This window comes from Lactobacillus bombicola (assembly GCF_900112665.1).
Lineage (GTDB): Bacteria > Bacillota > Bacilli > Lactobacillales > Lactobacillaceae > Lactobacillus > Lactobacillus bombicola.
Genome location: NZ_FOMN01000002.1, coordinates 183,224 through 203,377, shown reverse-complemented (window position 1 = coordinate 203,377; position 20,154 = coordinate 183,224). Strand labels below are relative to the sequence as shown.

Below are 20,154 nucleotides of genomic sequence, written 5' to 3'. Positions count from 1 at the left end.
ACTAAAAAGCACTTTCTAACGAAAGTGCTTTTTATATAAATATTATTTAAAATTATTATTCACAATAGTTTCAAATTCTTCAAGTCGTTTAGCAAAGGTAGCAAAGGCTTCTTCTAAATAATCAGGCTTAGTCATATCAACACCTGCAGCTTGCATAATTGCTACGGGGTAATTACTAGAACCTGATTTCAAAAAATTGATATAAGCTTCTTTTTGTTGCACTGTGCCATAAACAATCTTATTGGCCAAAGCAGTAGCTGCTGCAAATCCGGTTGCATATTGATAGACATAAAAATTATAGTAGAAGTGTGGTATACGAGCCCATTCTTTATCAATAGCGCTACCAACTTCAACTGCATTGCCATAGTAGCGCTGGTTAAGTTTACCATAGGCGCTATTAAGAAAATCAGCAGTTAATGGTTCACCCTGGGCATCCATTTGATGAATGTATTGCTCAAATTCAGCAAATTGCGTCTGCCGGTACAGTGTACCTTTGAATGAATCAAGATAGTAATTAAGTACGAAGGCTCGCGTCAAAGGATCGGTAATATTTTGAAGAAAGTACTCAGTCAAAATATTTTCATTAGTGGTTGAAGCAATTTCTGCGACAAAAATGGGATAATCACCATAGACGTAGGGTTGATTTTGTCTTGTAAACATACTGTGAACCGAATGTCCGGTTTCATGAACTAATGTATAAAGAGAGTCGACATTATCGGCCCAATTTAAAAGCTCATATGCGTCAGTATCATAAGACCCACCTGAATAAGCTCCCGTAGTCTTATGTTGCGATTCAACCACATCAATAACGCGATTATTAAATAGATAGTCTACTTGACGTAAATAATCATTGCCCAGAGGGATTAAGGCCTTTTTAGCCTCAGCTTTAGCTTGCTCAAAAGTATATGTCAGGGAAGGTTTACCCGTTAAAGGTACATACATATCCCACATTTGTAAATCATCAAGGTTAAGGATTTTTTTACGTAAGTTAACGTAGCGGTGCAATAAATCTAGATGCTTGTCCACGGCTTTAATTAGAGTGTCATAAACAACTGAAGGTATATTATTCTCAGCTAACGCACTTTTTTGAGCAGAATCATAATGATGAACCTTAGCAATATAGTTATGCTTTTTAACAACTCCTGCAAGGGTTGAGGCCAGTGAATTTTGAAATTGCTCATAAGTAGTGTACATTGATTCAAAGGCACCTTGGCGAACAGCACGGTTTTGGGATTGAATTAGAACAGAGTATAGTCCATCAGATAGTTGTACCATTTCTTGCTGCTCATTCTCGACATAACCATATTCCAGATCAGAATTAGTTAATACATTATAGGTGTTTTCAGAAGTTTCTAGTGCATCACCGGCAGCGGCAATAAGCTTTTCTTCTTCAAAAGTTAGTGTATGTGGCTTAAGTTGGGCGATTTGTTCTAATAAGTGGTCGTATTCGCTAAGGCGTGGCTCCTCTTGCTTGAATGCAGTCAGCTTTTCTTGAGAAAGATTTAAAATTGCGGGATTAATGAAGGCAGTTGCAGCTGCAAAGTCACTGGCAATCGCTTGAGCACGAGCAACGTAATTTAAGTAATGTGCGTTAGTTGTATCAACATCACTTGACATTGTAGCGTAAACATAGATTTTTTCTAGTTGGCGCTGGACTAGTAATATTTTAGTTAAACCAGCATAAAGATTATGACCGGAATTAGTAAAATTAACTTGTACATCGTTTAAAGTAGATATTTCTTTTTTTATCTGATTATATGCATCCTCCCAAGCATTATCGGATTGATAAACGCGGGTTAAGTCCCAAGTAAGATTGACAGGTACATCTTTTCTTTTCGGAATGGTCATTAAAATTTCTCCTTTATATATGTTTGATAATAATTATGCCAAAAAGCAAAAAATAAGATATTATTAATTATATTTGTTAATATTCTAATTCAACTTTGAAAGTGATACAAATAAACATGGATAAATAATGAAGGGATTAAATAAAAGTAATGAATCCAAATTCAAAACGTAGAGAAGACTATCGTAGAAGGAGAGCGTCTACGAATCTTTATCGTAATCAAGTTTTTGCTAAACCTAAAGTGACCAACAAAGGTAATGTATTTGCTAGAATTTGTGGTATTATTGTGGTTTTTGGGATTTGTTGCAGTCTAGCATGGGCTGCGCATATGTATTTTACCTTGCATAGTGCAATTGATGGCGAAAATGGTGATTTTGCTACTTCAGCGCGGATTGCAAATAAGCAACCAATTTCAATTTTAATTCTGGGAGTTGATCAAGGTATTGAAGGCCGCCATGATCGGGGTAATTCAGATACTTTAATCTTGGCAACAGCTAATCCAGATAAGAGTAAGGCAACGATGACCTCAATTCCGCGTGATACATTAGCCAATATTTTAGGCGATCCTGGTGATAAATATAATATTTTTCGGGTAAATTCTGCTTATGGTGTTGGGGGAAGCTCCGCTTCAATGCGTACGGTATCAGCACTTCTGAATGTCCCTATTTATTATTATGTGGAAGTCAACATGCAGGCGCTTAAAAATCTAGTGAATGCAGTTGGTGGGGTAGATGTTAACGTACCCTTTAAGTTTTCTTATGATTGGTGTGATTTTCATAAAGGTAAGCAGCATTTGAATGGTCGTCATGCGGTAGCTTATGTGCGGATGCGGCATGATGATCCGCGGGGAGATTATGGCCGGCAAATGCGGCAACGGCAAGTAATTACGGCCGTCGTTAATAAAGCAATTTCAGTAGACTCTGTAGCCAATTATCGCAAACTAGTCAAAATTTTTACCAAATATGTGAAAACTAATCTGACCTTTAATGACATGCTAGCGTTGGCCTTAAATTATCGCAATTGTTCCCAAAATCTTGATAGTAATTATATTCAAGGTCATGATGCTTGGATAAATGGTTCATCAATTCAAGTGGCTCCAACCAGTGAACTGCAAAAAGCTTCCAATAAACTACGTACTAACTTAAATCTGACAAAAGAAGTATTGGATAATGATGAAACGCGATTGAACACCATGAATGAACAAAATAATAATATTAAATGGAAAGATCCCAATCCATTTACTAATTATCAAATCTATCATTCAGTTATTTCGAGTGAAGAAGATAATAAATCTCAAAGTAGCGCTGATACAAGTGTAAATGATAATGCAATCGATAAATAGAATTTTTTTGAGTAAAAAGTAGAAAGGATCAAAATGAAAAAACAATCAATTTTCCCTATAGTTTATGGTTTGATTTCTGCTTTAATTGCCTTTATTGCTGTTTTTTTTATTGCTCAGCATTCTTTTAACTGGAAAGTATCTCTTTCAATTTTAGTAGCTAGTTTTTTTGCAATTATTTTTTTCATTTTGTCATGGTTTCGTGGTCATGCCTCTGTTGAAATTAAGCGCATAGCTAGTGAATTTAACTTATCAGATGAAGATTTAGCTCAAATTACTGGAATGAAAAAAACAGATTTCCCCATCTATAATAATAAGTTACAGTTGATTTTACCTAAACATTATTGGCCTAGGGTTTTAGATGCGCTACAAAAGTATGAACGGGAAAGAAAATCACTTTAAGCTAAATCGTAGTAAGGTTATTAAAAAATTTACTGCTACTATTGCTTTTTATAAAATATATAGTAAACTACACATTTGTGAGGTAAAAATGAAAAAAGAAATTGGGTCAAAGATTAAAGTTGCAAATACCTTAATTGAACGCGAGCTTAATAATCAAATGAGTAGTATATTTGGTAATTATCGTCTTACTGGTGTCCAAAGTATGATTTTAGTTGTTCTTTATGAGGCAGATAATGAACCTATAATTCAAAAAGAATTAGCTGACAAGTTTGTGTTAAGTCATCCAACTATTCGTAGTGTTGTTAGACGCTTAGAAAATGCTGGATTGGTTCAAACCGGTTTTTTAGCCAGTGATCATCGGCAGGTGACTTTGAATTTAACCCTCAAGGGAAGGGACCTAATGCGGGCACAAATTGATAAAATATATGCTGTAATGAATGAAGTTAATCATAAAATCAGCGCGCATCTAACTGAAAGTGAGAGAAATAAGCTGGTTGCTATATTAGATGTTATCATAAATAATTTAAAATAATTATTTGTCAAAAGTATAGTTTGCTACACTAAAGAGGAAATTATGGAACAAAATTTTAAAAAAATATCAAAAAGTAGTCGTAATTCAATGATGATTGTGCTTTTATTTGGTTCATTTGTAGCATTATTAGCTGAAACCTTCCTTAATAATGCAATACCTACAATCATGAATTCATTAAATGTTAGTCAAACAACAGCTCAGTGGTTAACTACTGCATATTTGTTAGTTGTTGGTCTAATGATACCTATTTCTGCTTGGATTTTTGAATCATTTCAATTGAAAAGTAATTATTTAACAATGATGTCAATTTTTTTAATTGGTTCGTTAATTTGTTTAACAGCTCCAAACTTTGAATGTTTATTGTTGGGACGTTTGATTGAGGCGGTAGCCGCTGGTAGTTTAATGCCATTTACGCAAAATGTAATTTTACTTTTGTTTCCTAAAGAGCAACGCGGAATGGCAATGGGAATTACGGGTTTAGTAATTGGGTTTGGTCCAGCAATTGGTCCAACCATTTCTGGTTTGATTCTAAAATATTTTAGTTGGCGTATGTTGTTTTTGACATTAAGTATTGCTAGCCTACTAGTCATGGTTGCGGCAATTTCGGTAGTGAAAAATATTACCATTCCAAAAAGTAGAGCAACGGATTTTGTTTCTTTTGTTGAATCAATAATTGGATTTGGGTTGACACTGTATACTCTCTCAGAGGTTGGTAATACTGGTAAGGTTACACCAATATTATTAGTATTATTCGGCTTAGGCATAGTTATACTTGCTTTATTTGTCCATCGTCAATTAAATTTAGTGCAGCCATTATTAGATGTTCGAGTGTTTAAAAATTGGCAATTCGATCTATGTAGCTTGTTAAGTACATGTAGCAATATTGCAATGGTAGCCGTGGAACTCTTATTGCCACTATATTTGCAAACCATACGAGCTGAAAGTGCCTTAACTTCTGGATTGGTTCTTATGCCAGGAGCAATTATAATGATGATTTGCAATCCTATTGCTGGTAGTTTATATGATAAATTAGGAGTTAAAAAAATTTCATTATTTGGTTTCACAATGCTTATTTTAGGAACCCTACCAATGCTTTTTTTCAATGCTCAAACTAATCTATTAAATATTAGTATATGTTATGCAATCAGGATGATAGGAATTTCATTTACGATGATGAATACTTTTACTGCTGGAATTAATCTAGTGAAACCAAATTTGACAGCACATGCTAATGCTGCTGCTTCTACCTTACGTCAAATTGGGGGTTCATTTGGGACAGCAATTGCTATGCTAATAGTATCACTTACTGCTAATAGCTCAACTAATAAGACAGTGGCACTTGCTAATGGATTTCATGCAGCATTTATTTTGCTAACTTGCTTAGCTTTTGTAGGAATTGCGTGTTCGCTTTTTTTACCGCAAAATAAGAGGTACTACTAAAAATTTTTTAGAAATTGTCTAATCTTTTATCAAAAACAAGCTAAAAAATCGACTTTATTATATACTAAAGCAAGTGTATTTTTAATTGAGGAAGATGGACGATGAGCTTGTTGACAGTTAGTAATTTAGGCCAGCACTTTGTAGATAAGACACTATATGAAAATGCCAATTTTGTGTTAAACAAAGAGGATCATTTGGGCGTTACTGGTCAAAACGGGGTTGGTAAATCAACCTTAATTAAAATTTTAACCGGCGAAATTTTACCAGATGAAGGGCAGGTTAAATGGCAGAATCGGGTGAGTGTAGGTTATCTTGATCAATATGCTAAATTGACGCCTGGGGTCACAATTCGGGCTTTTTTGCAGACAGCTTTTACGGCACTTTATCAAAAAGAAAACGAATTAAATGATTTATATGTTCAGTATGGAGAAAGCGGCGATAATAACCTGCTAGAAAGAGCAGGTAAAGTACAGACTTATCTAGAAGAACATAATTTTTATGGTATTGACACTGAAATAGAACGCGTTGCATCGGGTCTAGGCTTAGCTGAATTAGGTTATGACCATGATGTATCTGAATTATCGGGTGGACAACGTTCGAAAATCATTTTAGCTAAATTACTACTACAAGCTCCGGATGTTTTAGTCTTAGATGAACCAACTAATTATTTAGATGTTTCACATATTGACTGGTTAGTGAATTACTTGAATGAATTTGCAGGTGCTTTTATTGTAGTCAGTCATGATTATGATTTTTTGGGACGCATTGCTAACTGCATTATTGACATTGATTTGGGTACTATTACCCGCTATACGGGAACGCTAAAGCAAGCTATGAAGCAAAAGGCGGCGAATCGAGAAACTTATCTGAAAGCTTACACTAATCAGCAACGCAAGATTGCTAAGACTGAGGCTTATATTCGCAAAAACAAGGCTGGAACAAGAGCTAAAAGTGCTAAGTCACGAGAAAGGCAATTAGCTAAGCTAGAAGTTCTTAATCCACCTAAGGGTAATCGGCACGTCCAATTTGAATTTCCTTATGTGGCCACCGCGGCTAATTTGCTTTTACAAACACAAGATTTAGTAATTGGTTATGATCGACCACTTGTGAAACAGGCTTTTAACTTTTCGCTTGGTGGTAATGAAAAAGTAGCAATTACTGGCTTTAATGGCATTGGTAAATCAACTTTGCTAAAAACCTTGTTAGGGAAGTTACCTGCGATTTCAGGGCATTTTGAAATTTCAGTAGCTACTAAAATAGCTTATTTTAAGCAAGATTTAACTTGGCCAAACAATAATATGACGCCACTACAATATTTACAAGAAGAATTTGAACAGCAAAAACCTAAAGAATTGCGTAGTGCTTTAGCTAGGCTAGGCGTAACTGCTCAGCAGGCAATGAGCCCATTGAAAAAATTATCTGGTGGGGAACAAGAAAAAGTCAAATTAGCTAAGATGCAGTTTGAACCGGCTAATTTACTTTTCTTAGATGAGCCAACAAATCATTTAGATCGTGATGCAAAAGATGCCTTGAGACAAGCTATTATTAGGTTTTCTGGTGCTGTAATTATTGTCAGCCATGAACGTGACTTTTTCCAAGGCGACTGGATTGATAAGACAATTGATATTGAAACGATGAATAAACTTTGAGGGGAAAATGGGCAACGAAAATGAAAAACTTTTTTATCAGGATTTATTGGATACTTGCTTAAAAGTAGGCGAACTGATGATTGAAGGCGGCAGTGAAATGTATCGTGTCGAGGATACAATGATTAGGATTGCCAAAAGTGCAGGTGAAACTGATCCCCGCGTTTTTATTGTTCCAACTGGAATTTTTATGAGTTTAGATCGTGGTAATTATTGTCAAACAATCCAAATTCATGAACGTAATATTAATCTTGAACTAGTCGATCGGATTAATTCATTATCCCGTTCCTTTGCAAACCAAGAGCTTACTTTAAAGCAGGTACGACAGGAAGTTAATAAAATTGCCCAAGGTGGCTATCCCACTTTTCCTTTATGGTTGCAAGTACTTAGTGCTGCAATTGCAAGTGCTACATTAATGGTAATGTTTATGGATAATTATGATTGGATTGATTTCCCAGCAGCTGCAGTTGTTGGTGCACTTGGTTTTATTTCTTTTTATTATTTTAAGCACTATACTAAAATTAAGTTTTTATCAGAATTAGTGGCAGCTATTGTTATGACAGCTGTTGCTGTAGGATTGGTTCATATATTTCCACAGATGATAATTGATAAGATTTTAACAGGAGCGATAATGCCATTAGTACCAGGACTTGCACTGACTAATGCTTTGCGTGATCTTTTTAAAGGAGATTTACTTTCGGGAATGGTTAAGATATGTGAGGCAGGGATAACCGCTTTTGCTTTGGGTGGTGGCGTTGGCATTGTTTTGAAATTTTTGGGAGCGTAAAATGCCTTTCTGGTTAGAAATAGTTATTAATATTATTTTTGCTTACCTTACTTCTCTTGGCTTTGCGATTATTAACAATGTGCCTAGACGAGTGCTCAATTTAGCAGGAATTAGTGGGATTATTTGTTGGCTAATTTATTGGCTGGCGATGCAAGCTAACATGGGACGCTTGCTGGCAAATTTATTCGGCTCATTTGCCGTAGGTATTTTAGGAATTATTTTTGCGCGGAAGAAAAAATGTCCAGCAACCGTTTTTTATATACCAGCAATTGTGTCACTAGTTCCAGGAGTGCCAGCCTATCAGGCAGTGCGTGAATTGACAGCTGGCAATCTTAATTGTGCCAGTGATGCGATTCTGCGGGTAATTATTGTGACTGGGGCGATAGCCTTAGGAATGTTGTTATCTAATATGTGTGTCGAAATCTTTTTTAGAATAAAAAAGATTTACAAATAAGTAAATGTTGCCTATAATAATCTTTGCGAGTCGACAAAGCGCAATTGCGCCTTTTAGATAAGAGGACACCCGCCTTTAATGGCAGACACGGGAAGTGTTGGTGATTGACTAACCTGATGTGAACAGAAGTGGTCACCTATTTTAACAAATAGGCCTTAAGTAAAAAGAGCAGTTTCTTAAGTGAATCTGCTCTTTTTTAGTTGATATATAAAGCTTGTTTGCCTTGTTGATTAAAGCTTCTTTCTAAACCGTGCCAAGATACAGGCTTATTTTGATAGCCAAATGGATCGTTAACATAGACGATTTGTTTATCCTTGTTATAGCCTGTAATTACACAGGCATGAGAGGAAGGTGTTACATGGACAGGACCTTGGGCCGTTACCCAAGTTTGCATGTCAGTAACATGGTTAAAATTAGTAGTCGTGATAATTAATACAGGATGTCCTTGTGAAACTAACCGCAGAACTTGAATGAAATCATGACCGGTAAAATTGACTATGTTATTTGTATATATCTGACCCACTTGTTCTAAGGGTTCATTATAAACGCACCAGCCAGCATTGGCTTGACTCATGTAGCCGACAAAGCCGACATGTGGGTTGCCGCGGTAGCGCCCATCTTGGGAGAAGGAAGATACATGTTTGATTTTTTCGGATAAATCTAATTTGGAGACTTTAATGTCATAATAGCGTAAAAGCATCGCTAATGACGTGACTTCACACCCATTGGGTAAATCGGGATATTGATTTTCGAGCGGAACCATTAATTTTTGTTCTGATTTAATGGTTAACCAATCATATTTGTCTTTGATTTGATTAAAATTGTGTCCAATAAAAACTAGCCCTAGGATAATAAGGCTAATTGCCAGGTATGTCAAATATTTAGTAAGCTGTTTTTTTCTATTCATGAAGCTATTTATAGCATGAAAGTAGCAGAAGCGCAAAATTAGAAGAATTAATTTAATAAATATTAGAAAATATTATTTTGCTCTAGCTAGAGATAATATAAAAGCGCCAGGAATAAATTCCTGACGCTTTTATATTAATTAAAATTAATTAGTGATGACTTGCACCTGAAAATGCATCCATAGTATGATCTTCACCTTTAACAGCCATCCCTTCGGTATCCATACCTGGGCAGTAGACTTCATCCATTGGAATACCCTTTTCTTCAGCAAAAGCCTTGGTTAGGGTTTCCATATCCATTAAGTGATATTTTTTATCAGGATCTTTTGGATCAACAATTTGAATTTGGGCCATCATACCAGCATCTTCGTGTTCAATGATATGGCAATGGTACATGAAGACACCAGTATTTTGGAAGTAAACTTTCAACCGAACCGTTTCTTGTGGCGCAACTTCAACAGTATCCTTGTATACCCCTTGTTCGTTTGGATAAGGTGCTTCGCCATTACGTGAGACAACTAGGAAGTGCGCTCCATGAATATGGAAGGGGTGTAGCATCCCATGAGTGGTATCATTGGTATTAGTTACATCCCAGTACTCAGCATTCATTAATTCCTGCTTTAAATCAATTCTTTGCATTGAGAATAACTTACCATTAATCATGTTATGGTTGTCCATCGTAACATGGGGAACGGGTGAGTTAGGATTAACAACTGGATCATATGGCTTGAACAAAGTGTCAGGAATTACGCTATCATCTTTTTCATAGCTGTGAATTCTAAATTCAACTAACTTAAAGTCATCAGTGTAAAGGTTAACCACATCGCCTTCTTTATAGTCGCTAAAATCAACAACTACTTGTTGGCGCTCGCCTGGCCCGATTAAAACTTTAGTCATTTTAACTGGATGCTCTAAGAATGAGTCATCACCACCAATTTGGGTCATTACTAAGTCATCACTAAAGTGTAAGCGCCATTCACGACGGTTAGACCCACCTAAGAAAATTAAACGAACTTTCTGAGTAGTGACATCAACATAAGGGCGGACCACACCGTTAATAACAGGTGTATCTCCGAAGATACCCATTGCATTATAATCAGCTTTATAGTCAAATTGATTATCTTCATGGAAGATACGATCCTGCAAGATAATTGGAAATTCATCTTTGCCGTAGGTTTTAGGAATTGGCAACTGAGCTTCGTTAGCATCAGTAACGACCACACCCATAGCTAGTCCCATCCAAACTTGTGAAGCAGTTGATGGACATGGATGAGCATGTAGCCAAGTGAGTGCTGCAGGTTGGTTAACGACAAAGTCAATGTGTTTTTCTTCACCTGGATATACAGGGGAGTGACAAGCACCATCGTTACCAGGACCAGATACTTCCATACCATGCCAGTGGTAGGTAGTTAACTCTGGTAGACTATTTTTCAATGTTACGTGAACATGTTGCCCTTTAGTCAATACCATTGTTTTACCAAGAACTGGGAAGTTATAGCCCCAAGTATGGGTTTTTTTACCAGGTAAAAATTGGAAATCACCTTCTTGAGATTCAATGGTATACCAAACATCATTGTACTCTTGTTTGTCTGGTTCCAAAACTGGTGGAACAATTAGTGGTTGTGCTTCAACACCTTCTGGAATATGAAGTTCTTTGTAGCCCATACCATGATTTTTATCAAAATCTTTTGAATTATAAAAATAATCTGTGTAAACTTTATCTGACATGTTTGTCTACCTTTCAATTAAAAAATTTAGCTAAATTTTTTGATATATACTAAATTTACTCTTTGTGAAAACGCTTGTAAAGCATGGGGCTTTATATTTTTTCAGCTGCTTTATTATATGTAACTTTTAAGTAATAGTAAACGAAAAAGTGTTATTTTTTTAGCCTGACAGCCCCATGCCAATAGTACAAATAGCATAATATTAATTTAGAAAAGGTTGAAAAAAATTATATTTTTTAAAAAATGTTTTTTTAAAAATAATTTTAAAAGCAATCAAAAAAAATTGTTTTTGAACTAAAATTTGAGTATCGTATATAGGACTAATATAGAAATAAAGGAATTTGTAATTTGAAAATTAACTTAACAGATTTAACTGAAAAAATTGAACAAGAGGATTATTTACAGGATTTAGAGACGGTTAAATATGCTGATATTAGTAAATCCAAGGGTAAAATAAAAATTATTGCCTCTAAAATGATTAAAGAAACAGTAGCTGCTATTAAGCATGATTCATTGAGTCGTATTGCAGTTGAAGTAACTGGACAGCGACCAGTGACATTTGCTTTAGAAATTAACATCATCAATTTGCCGTATAGTAATTACAAAAAAATTGCTAACTTTTTTGAAGAGGATAAGTCTTATCCAGTTTTTGTTTATTTTGAAACTAAGTCAGAATTTTTAAACGCATCGGGTTTTAGGATTGACCAATTAGCCACTGAAAAAGAAATGCAAGAAACTGAACCTGAGCTAATTGAGCGATTAACAGACTTGATGGTCGAAAAGATTAAACAAGTTAGAGAATATGAAAAACCGGCTACGGCCGTTAAGAAAACGGTTAAGACAAGTAAAAGTAAGGCAGAAAATAAAGCTAAGAAGATTGATTGAGCATTGTAAGTTTGATTGAGATGACTATCCAAAAGTAATTTTTTACAATATAATGAAGATATTACGGGAGGTCGATCATGTTTAGCTGGAATTTACTTGGTGTTTTACTATGGGTAATCATTATTCTGTATTTATTTTTTGTGGTTCAAAATATTCGTAAGCGCCATATTACGATGATTATAAAAAAACACCAGCAATTCAGCTGGTTAAATTTAGCTATTGATTTTTTAGAAGTAGCTATTTTATTGGTAGGTACGTTATGGCTTTTCGGAAGGACTGTGCTAGATAATCCTGATTTAGAAGATACTAGTAAAATTGCTGCAACCGTTATTTATGAGCCATTAATCATGAATACTGGCTCAGGTAATTCTAGTTATGTTGTGATTGACTCTAAAAAGAAAAGAATTGGTACACAGACTTATACTTATTATCGTAATGGCAGGCAAGCTAAAGTATCAAGTGATTTTGCAACTGTAGTTTACGGTAAAAGTCCGCTAGACATTAACGCAGCTAAAATTCCTTATAGTGAACAAGAATTGCGCAAAATGGATCAAAAATTTCAGCATGCTTATGTTGCTATTTATACAGCAAAATATAAGAAAGATTGGCAAAATGGAATTGGCTTGCATGCGGGTCATGTAGCAACTAGATATTATTTAATCAGAATTCCCGATGCTTCGTTTATTAAGCAAAAATAATTTTAACAAAATGATGGTTAATTAGACCATCATTTTTGTATTGTTACTTTTTAGACAGACTAATAAGTTACCCTCAATAAAGGCTAAAATAAAACTAGCAGTTAAAAAGTCAAGTACATTGCCAGAAGAAAATGCCGCCAAAAGGACGAAAGTACTAGCAACAAGTAGTGAACTGATTAAGTAAGTACGAGTTGATTTATTTAGGCACCATCTATAAGTTGCATAAAATAAAACTAATAAATAAGGGCCGACAAACAAGAGCATTCCAATCCAACCTAAAGAATAGATTTGAGCTACAAAGTCGCGTTCCAGATTAAAAATATTGTTCTCACGCACATAAGAAATGCCAAGGAACTTATCCCAATGGTTATTATTAGTTTTAACAACTTGTTTAAGCATGGCTTGCTCAATATGGCGATTTCCCATGCGACTTTGACCGGGTTCGCGCATAATTGCTAACCAAAATTCAGGGTCAGATTGATATGGATAACTTTTAAAAACAAATTTGGGATTAAGAGCATATGCTTGATAATTGTGTTGGATAAATTTACATAAAAATTCTGCTCGCTTTTTGCCAGTGGGGTATTTTTTTAATCCTTGATTTAATTTGTGATTTTCACTTGTCAAATCATGGTCAGACTGTTTTGCTAAATAAATTTCATAATTGTAACGTTGCACAGCTGGACCAATAGCTGTTAGCCCCAGTGAACTTAAACCAATAAAAATAGTAATTAATAAGGCCCAATTACCGTTTTTGACATCTTTAATCACATATTTATGAAATAAGAATAAAAGTAAACAAATGCTAAGTCCACCAATTAGACCAATGGCAGCTACCTTAGTACCAATTTCTACCATAGCTAAGGCATGAATGCTAGTCAGAAAAGCAGTGTGCCAACTGCAAGAGGTAAACATATAGTAGAGCATTAAAGGTAATAACATGAACAGTACTGCAGAAATCATATTGGTAAAATTAAAGAAGCCTTTTGATGCAATATGTGAATAACCAATATTTTGGTTAGTAAACCACGAAAAGATATTAGCACTGATTGTGCCTGTTTCGTAAGATTTTAAGGAAATTACAAATAGATTAGAGATTACGATTGTACCAGAAAAAAGACCAGAAATACCTTCAATTACTTGCTGCAATTGCTTTTGCGTAAATTTTGATTCTTTAGTTAGATATAAAACAATTAAAGGCAAAACCATTCTAATTAAATAAAAAATTTCGCTACTAGTTGAATAGCCATAATCACTTAAACTTATGCTAGTAAAATTACGGACGTGATATAAGTGCAACGCAGAATAAAACATTAATAGTAGCAAATAAACTAATAACAGTTTTTCTTTTGTCAATTTTTGCCAAGACCTTTTTTGGCTAAAAAAAAGGGCGATTAATGTGCCAACTACCAAAATGCGAATAATGGTTGGTAAGGTAAAGGGGAAAATATTAGCTAATTGTCCATGATAAAACCAATAAAGATCTAAAAAGGGTTGGCTTAAGATAAACCAAAATAAAATAGTTCTTGTTTTTTCTTTCACTTTTTTTCTCCATAATTATTATTTTGCTTAAAGTAAAATAGTTAAAAAAAGAGTAGTGGGATAAGCACTACTTTTATAAAGTATATCTATTTATTTTTGTCAGTGGGATTTTCGATGTTATTGAGGTCACTTTTAGCAATTTTTTCAATCTTAACGTCACTTTTAGCTAAAGCTTGAATTTCTTTAATTTTACGTTTGGGAGCACTCTTGAGATTTTTAAAATTAACAACAATTTTTTTATTGAGGTCACTAACTGCCGTTTTATCAGCTTTATCGTAGTCGATAATTGATAACAGGGCAGAATTTTCATAAATTTTTTCAACCTTACCCAAAAAGGGTTTAGTAAGTTCTTCTTCAGATTTTGCACTCAAAATATCATCTAATTTTATATCTGTCTTTTTCATGATGAGTTTTACTTCCTCTCTTACCCATGTTTAATTATAATAGAAAGATACTAATATAAAAATAAACTGTTTTCAAGTAGAGGGAGCCTGGATTATGCGAAAATTAATTTTAATAGCTGGCCCGAGTGGTGCAGGAAAAACAACGATTTCAGAATATCTGCTAGAAAAATTTTGCATTCCACGGGTGGTTACGCACACAACTAGGCCCAAACGTCCAGAAGAAATTGTGAATCAATCTTATCATTTTGAAACTAATACTAGTTTTGAAAAATTGCATTTTTTTGAGCATACTAGATATGGATCTTACCAATATGGTTCAAGTAGAGAAGCTCTTGATAAGGCTTGGGGAAAAAGTGAGCTAGTATCTCTGATTGTGGATATAAGCGGAGTCGAAGCGTATATTAATGCAATCAGAGGGCAGGTATATTTTTTGTATGTAACTGCAAGCACTAAGAAAGAATTGCAGCAGCGACTATTAAGACGGGGCGACAACTTAGCTAAAATTAAAGAAAGACTTAGCGGTAGTGAATTAAACCCCTTACCGCAAAATTTGCAAAAAGATGCCCATATTTTAGTTAATGATAATTGGATTGAAACAGAAAGAAGATTGACAGCGATCATCCGTCATTTACAAGGCTAAAGGAGTAAATGTTTCAAAAGTGGTTTTTTTAACAACTAAATCTTATAGTTTTGTAGCTCATTTGAAATGTATATGTAATATTTAATGGTTAAGATAGAGAAAGTTGATTTAGAAGTTATGAAATATTTGTTTGAGAAAAGGAACTAATTTTGAAATACGGACGTAAGTACTTAATTAAATTAATTGCATTTATAGTATTATTTTTTACAGGCGTGACCACTGCGACAGCAGTAAATGCGACTACTGATGATGTTAGTGCTAGTACAATAACCAAGAGTCGCAATAAAATAGCGAAGCTTGCTAAAAAACAAGTGGGTAAGAGCTATGTATTTGGCGCTACTGGTCCGTCTGCCTTTGATTGCTCGGGGTTAGTTCAATATGTTTACAAAAAGGCGGGCAATACTGTTTTACCTAGAACAACATATTCACAAGTAAGTTTAGGCAGAAAAGTTTCAATGAAGAAATTAAAAAAGGGAGACTTACTTTTCTGGGGGTCAACAGTTGCTCCATACCATGTAGCTATTTATGTAGGTGACAATCAGTTTGTTCATGCGGCCACTCCTGATCAAGGTGTCAGACAACAACCACTCAGTACTTACTTTTATCCTTCCGCTGCAAAACGGGTACTAGAATAATTAAAGTTCTTAGTTCAACGATATTTCTAAAAAATAAATAAAGTAAAAGCTCTCAGGGGAAATTAACTTCTGAGGGCTTTTTTACTTACTAGTATCATATTTGTAACTGCTTTGTAATATTTTGCGAGTAAAATTACCGTTAGCGAGATGAAGTAGAGCTAAAATTATTTTATTTATCAACTTTACTTAAAGTATAGGGGGAATCTGATTTTGAAGGTTAAGAGTAATTTAATAAAATTTACTACTGCTGCAGTTTTGACTATTACAGGAATTAGTATTACTAATGCTACTAATGTTAAGACAACTGCGACTCAGGTTGAAGCTGCAACCAAAAAAGTCAAGATTAACTATATTCCTGGTTATAGTGTAAATGTTTGGGATAACTATGAGAATCCTGATTTTACTGGCAGGAGAATTAAGCATGGGAAGACTGTGAATGTCATCAGTAATGCAGTCGATGCATCTGGGCAAACCTGGTATCAAATTGGGGAAAATCAGTGGATTCAAGCATGTTATACTAAAAAATTAAAGAAAAAAGTTGTTAAAGGAACCGCAACAGCTTATGTACAGGCTTCTTCGCAAGGGGAAAGGGTGGCTGATTTGGCTAAAGCTGCAGTTGGTAAGGCATACGTGTGGGGAAGTAATGGTCCTGACGCGTTTGACTGCTCTGGTTTAGCGCAATATGTTTATAGTAAAGCTGGCAAGGAAATTAGTCGCACAACCTATTCTCAGGTTAAACAAGGTAAGCAAGTTTCAATGCAAAATCTAAAGCCAGGTGATCTTTTATTTTGGGGTTCAGCAAGTGCTCCATATCATGTGGCGATTTATGTTGGTAATAATCAGTTTGTTCATGCGGCCACTCCTGCACAAGGCGTTGTTAAAGAAAATTTGAGTTCATACTTCTACCCTTCAGTTGCTAAGCGCGTGCTTGACTAAAAATGAAATAATAAAAAAACACTTAAAATAATTTTTTAAGTGTTTTTTTAGTGCTAATTCAAAAATTAGATAACATGATCTCTAAAATTTTTGTTATCATTTAAGTAAGTAGACTTGATTAAATAGTTGAAGCGGTTAAGATAAAGTGGAATGTTATTTTTTGATCATTTTCATGCTATTAAAGGAGAATTGACTTGAATGAAGCGTAATTTTTGGAAAATGGGACTGGCAACTACACTAACTATAACTGGAGTAACTGTAGTTGCACCACTTAAGTCGGTCAATGCTACAACTATGAAAGCGCCAATTAAACGTGTTCAAATTAATTATTTGCCTGGCAAGGGCGTAAAAATTTGGACTAATTATGAAGGTGGACAATTAATTACTTTTCGTGCCAAAAATAATAGTAAATGGAATGTTGCAGAAATAGCAATCGATCGTAAAGATCGTCTGTGGTATAAAATCGGCGAAAATGAGTGGATTGAAGCACGTTATACGATAGATCTTGAAAAAGAAAAGCCAAATAATAAAAAACAATTACATCTACTGCCAGATAAAGCAAGTAAAGAAACCAAAAACCATAAAAAAACAAAAGGACAAAAAGTTGAGCAGCAGTTAGTGGTACCTACTAACAAGCCAAAAAATAATCGTGGGCTAAATGCACAGAATAGGGTCAATGCAGCGCAACGAATACAAGCAGTAGTTGATATGGCCAAAGCTCAAGTTGGCAAAGGTTATGTGTGGGGTGGTAACGGTCCGGATAATTTTGATTGTTCTGGGTTAGTCCAATATATTTATAATCAAGTTGGTGGAGTTAAGTTACCCCGTGTTACAACAGATCAAGTAAAAGTTGGTAGTACAGTTTCAATGGATAAGCTTAAGCCAGGAGATTTACTTTATTGGGGGGCGGTCAATGCCCCATATCATATAGGTATCTATATAGGTAATAATCAATTTATTCATGCCGCAACCCCTGAGCAAGGAGTAGTTCAACAAGTGCTTAGTTCATATTTTTATCCATGTGTGGCTAAGCGGGTAATTTTTTAATTGCCTAAAAATTACTAAATTTAGTTATCTTAAAATTGAATATGTAATTTATCGTTTAAAATAGAATGTTTGTCTTAATTTAGACTGTTTTCTAAGTCTCTAGCGAGTAAAGAAGAACCAATTACTGCTTAAATAGGAATTGGTTCTTCTGCGCAAAATTTTAAATTATATATTTTTTAAATTGTAAACTTTTATCTGGTGTTAAACGAGCATATAAGTGGACCCCATCAGATTGGTACTTTTCGTCAATTATTTGTGTTTGCTCGTGAAGCTGGGACAATATTTTGCCAGCGGTTAAGGGTATAAGTAATTCTACTTTTTGGGATGCTGCAAAGAGATGTTGAGTAATTAATTGTGCTAAGACAGTAATAGATGCTTGACTAGTGGCAGCATATAAAAGATTATCCCCTTCAATTTGTGGATAGTCACGTTCAGTTTTATCTGCTTTATTATAAGCAGTAATCATTGGTGTATCTTTTATACCAATCTCGGCTAAGACCGCTTGTGTAGTATGAATCGTTTGTAGCATGTTGGGATCAGTGGCATCGACAACGTTAATTAAAAGATCAGCATCCTTTACTTCCTGCAATGTTGCCTTAAAGGATTCGATTAAATTATGTGGTAATTTTGAAATGAATCCCACTGTATCTGAAAGAATAAAACTAAAATTATTATTTAATTTAATTCGACGTACGCTAGTGTCTAAAGTTGCAAAAAGCATATTTTTAACAAAAACTTGCTTAGCTTCATTTTCTTGGGAAAATTTTGTAAGTAAACCGTTCATTGTAGTAGATTTACCTGCATTAGTGTAACCGACTAATGCCACTTTAGGAATTTGGTTTTGATTACGCCGTTTAGCCTTTATCGCTTCTTGCTTTGTAACATGTTCTAGTTCGCGCTTAATAGCCGCAATCTGTTTACCAATAGTTCTTCTGTTTAATTCTAATTTGGATTCACCTGCACCACGATTGGCCAAACTACCACCACGTTGTTGATCTAAATTGTTTTCTGATGGATGCAATCGTGGCAATTCGTATTGTAGTTGAGCCAGTTTAACTTGCAATTGAGCTTGTTTAGTCCGTGCTCTGCTAGCAAAAATTTCAAGTATAAGTTCTGTCCGGTCAATGACCCGCAATTTTGTTAATTTTTCTAAATTACGAATTTGCATAGGTGACAGTTCATCATTTAGTATTAATACTTGTGCTTTCAAGCCATGGGCTATGTTTTTAATTTCATTAATTTTTCCAATACCTAAATAAGTACTTGTGACTACTTGAGTAGCATTTTGGCGCGCTTGACCAACTACATCTAAATTGGCTGCTGTGGCTAAATTAGCGAGCTCAGTCATATAATAATCAAAATTGGGATCATTTAAATTGACGCCAGCGAGAAATGCTTTGATTGGTTGAGGGATATTATTAATCATTTAAGCCTCTTATTCTTTCTTTGAAAATTTAATTGGTAAATTACATCGCTATTGTTCAACTTAAATTAGCCACATGATTACATCTTCTTTCTATAAATTAACTTCAATTGTAATACAAAAGGTTAGGTTTACCAAAATGAAATATTTGGTTGTTATTATTAATTTTGATTAATAAAGTCTCTTTTGTAATCGCTAAAAATTATGATAAATAAAAGCACATCCTTAGTGATGTGCTTTATTTATTTAAAACTAGTTAGTAACTCTTTTTAGTATGATTTTAACCTTTAACGTGCACATAAGCATAATTTGATTGGTGCAGTAATTGCACTGGAATTTAATGGTAACAGTTACTTATATAGTAACTATGTAAGTGCTTAAATTATAAAATAAAGAAAGGAGTGAATAAATGAAAATTTTAGAACCAGACTTGGTTTTTGCCCATGTAAAAGCAACTAGTAGTGATGAAATTATTCATTATTTAGCACAGAAGCTGCAAAATAAGGGTAAAGTTAAGATTTCTTTTGAACAAGCAGTCAAAAAGCGAGAGTTACTTCACCCTACTGGCCTGCCTAGCGGTGAAATCGCAGTAGCAATTCCCCATACAGATGTTGATTACGTTAATGAAGCAGCGATTACATTTGCTACTTTGGCTCAGCCAATAGAATTTCATAATATGGCAATAACAGATGAGATTTTAAGGGTTCAAATTGTAGTAATGTTGGCATTAAAAAATCCACATAGTCAAGTAGAAATGTTACAAAAATTAATGGCCTTGTTTCAAGATCAAAAGCTATTAAAACAACTTAAGGGCATCACTAGTAGTCAAAAACTATATCAGGTCATTTCTGAACATATTTAGATAA

The 20,154-nt window shown here is 34.5% G+C and carries 20 protein-coding genes; 14 read left to right on the top strand and 6 right to left on the bottom strand.

The window, feature by feature from the left end; genetic code table 11:
- Nucleotides 1–42: 42 nt before the first annotated feature.
- Nucleotides 43–1,848 carry an oligoendopeptidase F gene (gene pepF, locus BM203_RS02545; protein WP_090092515.1) on the bottom strand — a complete coding sequence of 602 codons (1,806 nt, stop codon included), beginning with the start codon at nt 1,846–1,848 and terminating at the stop codon, nt 43–45.
- 149 nt (nt 1,849–1,997) lie between these two features.
- Between pepF and BM203_RS02540 the strand changes: the two genes are divergently transcribed.
- The 7 genes from BM203_RS02540 to BM203_RS02510 all read left to right on the top strand — a co-directional run bounded on the left by BM203_RS02540 (nt 1,998) and on the right by BM203_RS02510 (nt 8,446).
- Nucleotides 1,998–3,188, top strand: coding sequence for an LCP family glycopolymer transferase (locus tag BM203_RS02540; RefSeq protein WP_090092514.1), 1,191 nt, complete (start codon nt 1,998–2,000; stop codon nt 3,186–3,188).
- 33 nt (nt 3,189–3,221) lie between these two features.
- Complete coding sequence (locus BM203_RS02535) at nt 3,222–3,587, top strand: hypothetical protein (RefSeq protein WP_090092513.1); 366 nt, start codon at nt 3,222–3,224, stop codon at nt 3,585–3,587.
- Between the two features lie 88 nt (nt 3,588–3,675).
- Entirely contained in the window at nt 3,676–4,119 is a 444-nt protein-coding gene (locus BM203_RS02530) for a MarR family winged helix-turn-helix transcriptional regulator (RefSeq protein ID WP_122059464.1), read from the top strand.
- Between the two features lie 42 nt (nt 4,120–4,161).
- A complete protein-coding gene (locus BM203_RS02525) occupies nt 4,162–5,559 on the top strand; it encodes an MDR family MFS transporter (protein WP_090092510.1) in 1,398 nt (465 codons plus the stop codon).
- 101 nt (nt 5,560–5,660) lie between these two features.
- On the top strand, nt 5,661–7,208 hold the full coding sequence (locus tag BM203_RS02520; RefSeq protein ID WP_090092509.1) for an ABC-F family ATP-binding cassette domain-containing protein: 1,548 nt from the start codon (nt 5,661–5,663) through the stop codon (nt 7,206–7,208).
- Nucleotides 7,209–7,215: 7 nt separating this feature from the next.
- On the top strand, nt 7,216–7,992 hold the full coding sequence (locus tag BM203_RS02515; protein WP_090092508.1) for a threonine/serine exporter family protein: 777 nt from the start codon (nt 7,216–7,218) through the stop codon (nt 7,990–7,992).
- A 1-nt stretch (nt 7,993) separates the two neighbouring features.
- A complete protein-coding gene (locus BM203_RS02510) occupies nt 7,994–8,446 on the top strand; it encodes a threonine/serine exporter family protein (protein WP_090092506.1) in 453 nt (150 codons plus the stop codon).
- 196 nt (nt 8,447–8,642) lie between these two features.
- Here BM203_RS02510 and BM203_RS02505 read toward each other — a convergent pair whose 3' ends face one another.
- Both BM203_RS02505 and BM203_RS02500 read right to left on the bottom strand, forming a co-directional pair.
- Nucleotides 8,643–9,353: a C39 family peptidase gene (locus tag BM203_RS02505; RefSeq protein ID WP_090092504.1), complete on the bottom strand. Its 711-nt coding sequence runs from the start codon at nt 9,351–9,353 to the stop codon at nt 8,643–8,645.
- Between the two features lie 148 nt (nt 9,354–9,501).
- Complete coding sequence (locus BM203_RS02500) at nt 9,502–11,079, bottom strand: multicopper oxidase family protein (protein WP_090092502.1); 1,578 nt, start codon at nt 11,077–11,079, stop codon at nt 9,502–9,504.
- Nucleotides 11,080–11,426: 347 nt separating this feature from the next.
- Between BM203_RS02500 and BM203_RS02495 the strand changes: the two genes are divergently transcribed.
- Both BM203_RS02495 and BM203_RS02490 read left to right on the top strand, forming a co-directional pair.
- On the top strand, nt 11,427–11,963 hold the full coding sequence (locus tag BM203_RS02495) for a hypothetical protein (RefSeq protein ID WP_090092501.1): 537 nt from the start codon (nt 11,427–11,429) through the stop codon (nt 11,961–11,963).
- A 77-nt stretch (nt 11,964–12,040) separates the two neighbouring features.
- Entirely contained in the window at nt 12,041–12,661 is a 621-nt protein-coding gene (locus BM203_RS02490) for an LVIS_2131 family protein (RefSeq protein ID WP_090092499.1), read from the top strand.
- Between the two features lie 21 nt (nt 12,662–12,682).
- Here BM203_RS02490 and BM203_RS02485 read toward each other — a convergent pair whose 3' ends face one another.
- Nucleotides 12,683–14,203, bottom strand: coding sequence for an O-antigen ligase family protein (locus tag BM203_RS02485; RefSeq protein WP_090092498.1), 1,521 nt, complete (start codon nt 14,201–14,203; stop codon nt 12,683–12,685).
- Between the two features lie 86 nt (nt 14,204–14,289).
- Nucleotides 14,290–14,607: a DUF2187 domain-containing protein gene (locus BM203_RS02480; protein WP_090092496.1), complete on the bottom strand. Its 318-nt coding sequence runs from the start codon at nt 14,605–14,607 to the stop codon at nt 14,290–14,292.
- A 94-nt stretch (nt 14,608–14,701) separates the two neighbouring features.
- Between BM203_RS02480 and BM203_RS02475 the strand changes: the two genes are divergently transcribed.
- The 4 genes from BM203_RS02475 (at nt 14,702) to BM203_RS02460 (ending at nt 17,865) form a co-directional block, all read left to right on the top strand.
- Nucleotides 14,702–15,247 (top strand): guanylate kinase, encoded by a 546-nt coding sequence (locus BM203_RS02475; RefSeq protein WP_090092495.1) that lies wholly within the window; start codon nt 14,702–14,704, stop codon nt 15,245–15,247.
- Nucleotides 15,248–15,396: 149 nt separating this feature from the next.
- Nucleotides 15,397–15,882 (top strand): C40 family peptidase, encoded by a 486-nt coding sequence (locus tag BM203_RS02470; RefSeq protein ID WP_090092493.1) that lies wholly within the window; start codon nt 15,397–15,399, stop codon nt 15,880–15,882.
- Between the two features lie 210 nt (nt 15,883–16,092).
- Nucleotides 16,093–16,818, top strand: a complete 726-nt coding sequence (locus tag BM203_RS02465; RefSeq protein ID WP_090092492.1) for a C40 family peptidase — start codon at nt 16,093–16,095, stop codon at nt 16,816–16,818.
- Between the two features lie 198 nt (nt 16,819–17,016).
- Nucleotides 17,017–17,865: a C40 family peptidase gene (locus BM203_RS02460; RefSeq protein WP_090092491.1), complete on the top strand. Its 849-nt coding sequence runs from the start codon at nt 17,017–17,019 to the stop codon at nt 17,863–17,865.
- 160 nt (nt 17,866–18,025) lie between these two features.
- Here the strand turns inward: BM203_RS02460 and hflX are convergent, their stop codons facing one another.
- Nucleotides 18,026–19,291 (bottom strand): GTPase HflX, encoded by a 1,266-nt coding sequence (hflX, locus tag BM203_RS02455; RefSeq protein WP_090092489.1) that lies wholly within the window; start codon nt 19,289–19,291, stop codon nt 18,026–18,028.
- A gap of 406 nt (nt 19,292–19,697) precedes the next feature.
- On the opposite strand from hflX, the gene BM203_RS02450 reads away from it, so the two are divergent.
- The gene (locus BM203_RS02450; protein WP_090092487.1) at nt 19,698–20,150 is read left to right on the top strand and encodes a PTS sugar transporter subunit IIA; all 453 of its coding nucleotides are present in this window, start codon (nt 19,698–19,700) and stop codon (nt 20,148–20,150) included.
- Nucleotides 20,151–20,154 lie beyond the last annotated feature (4 nt).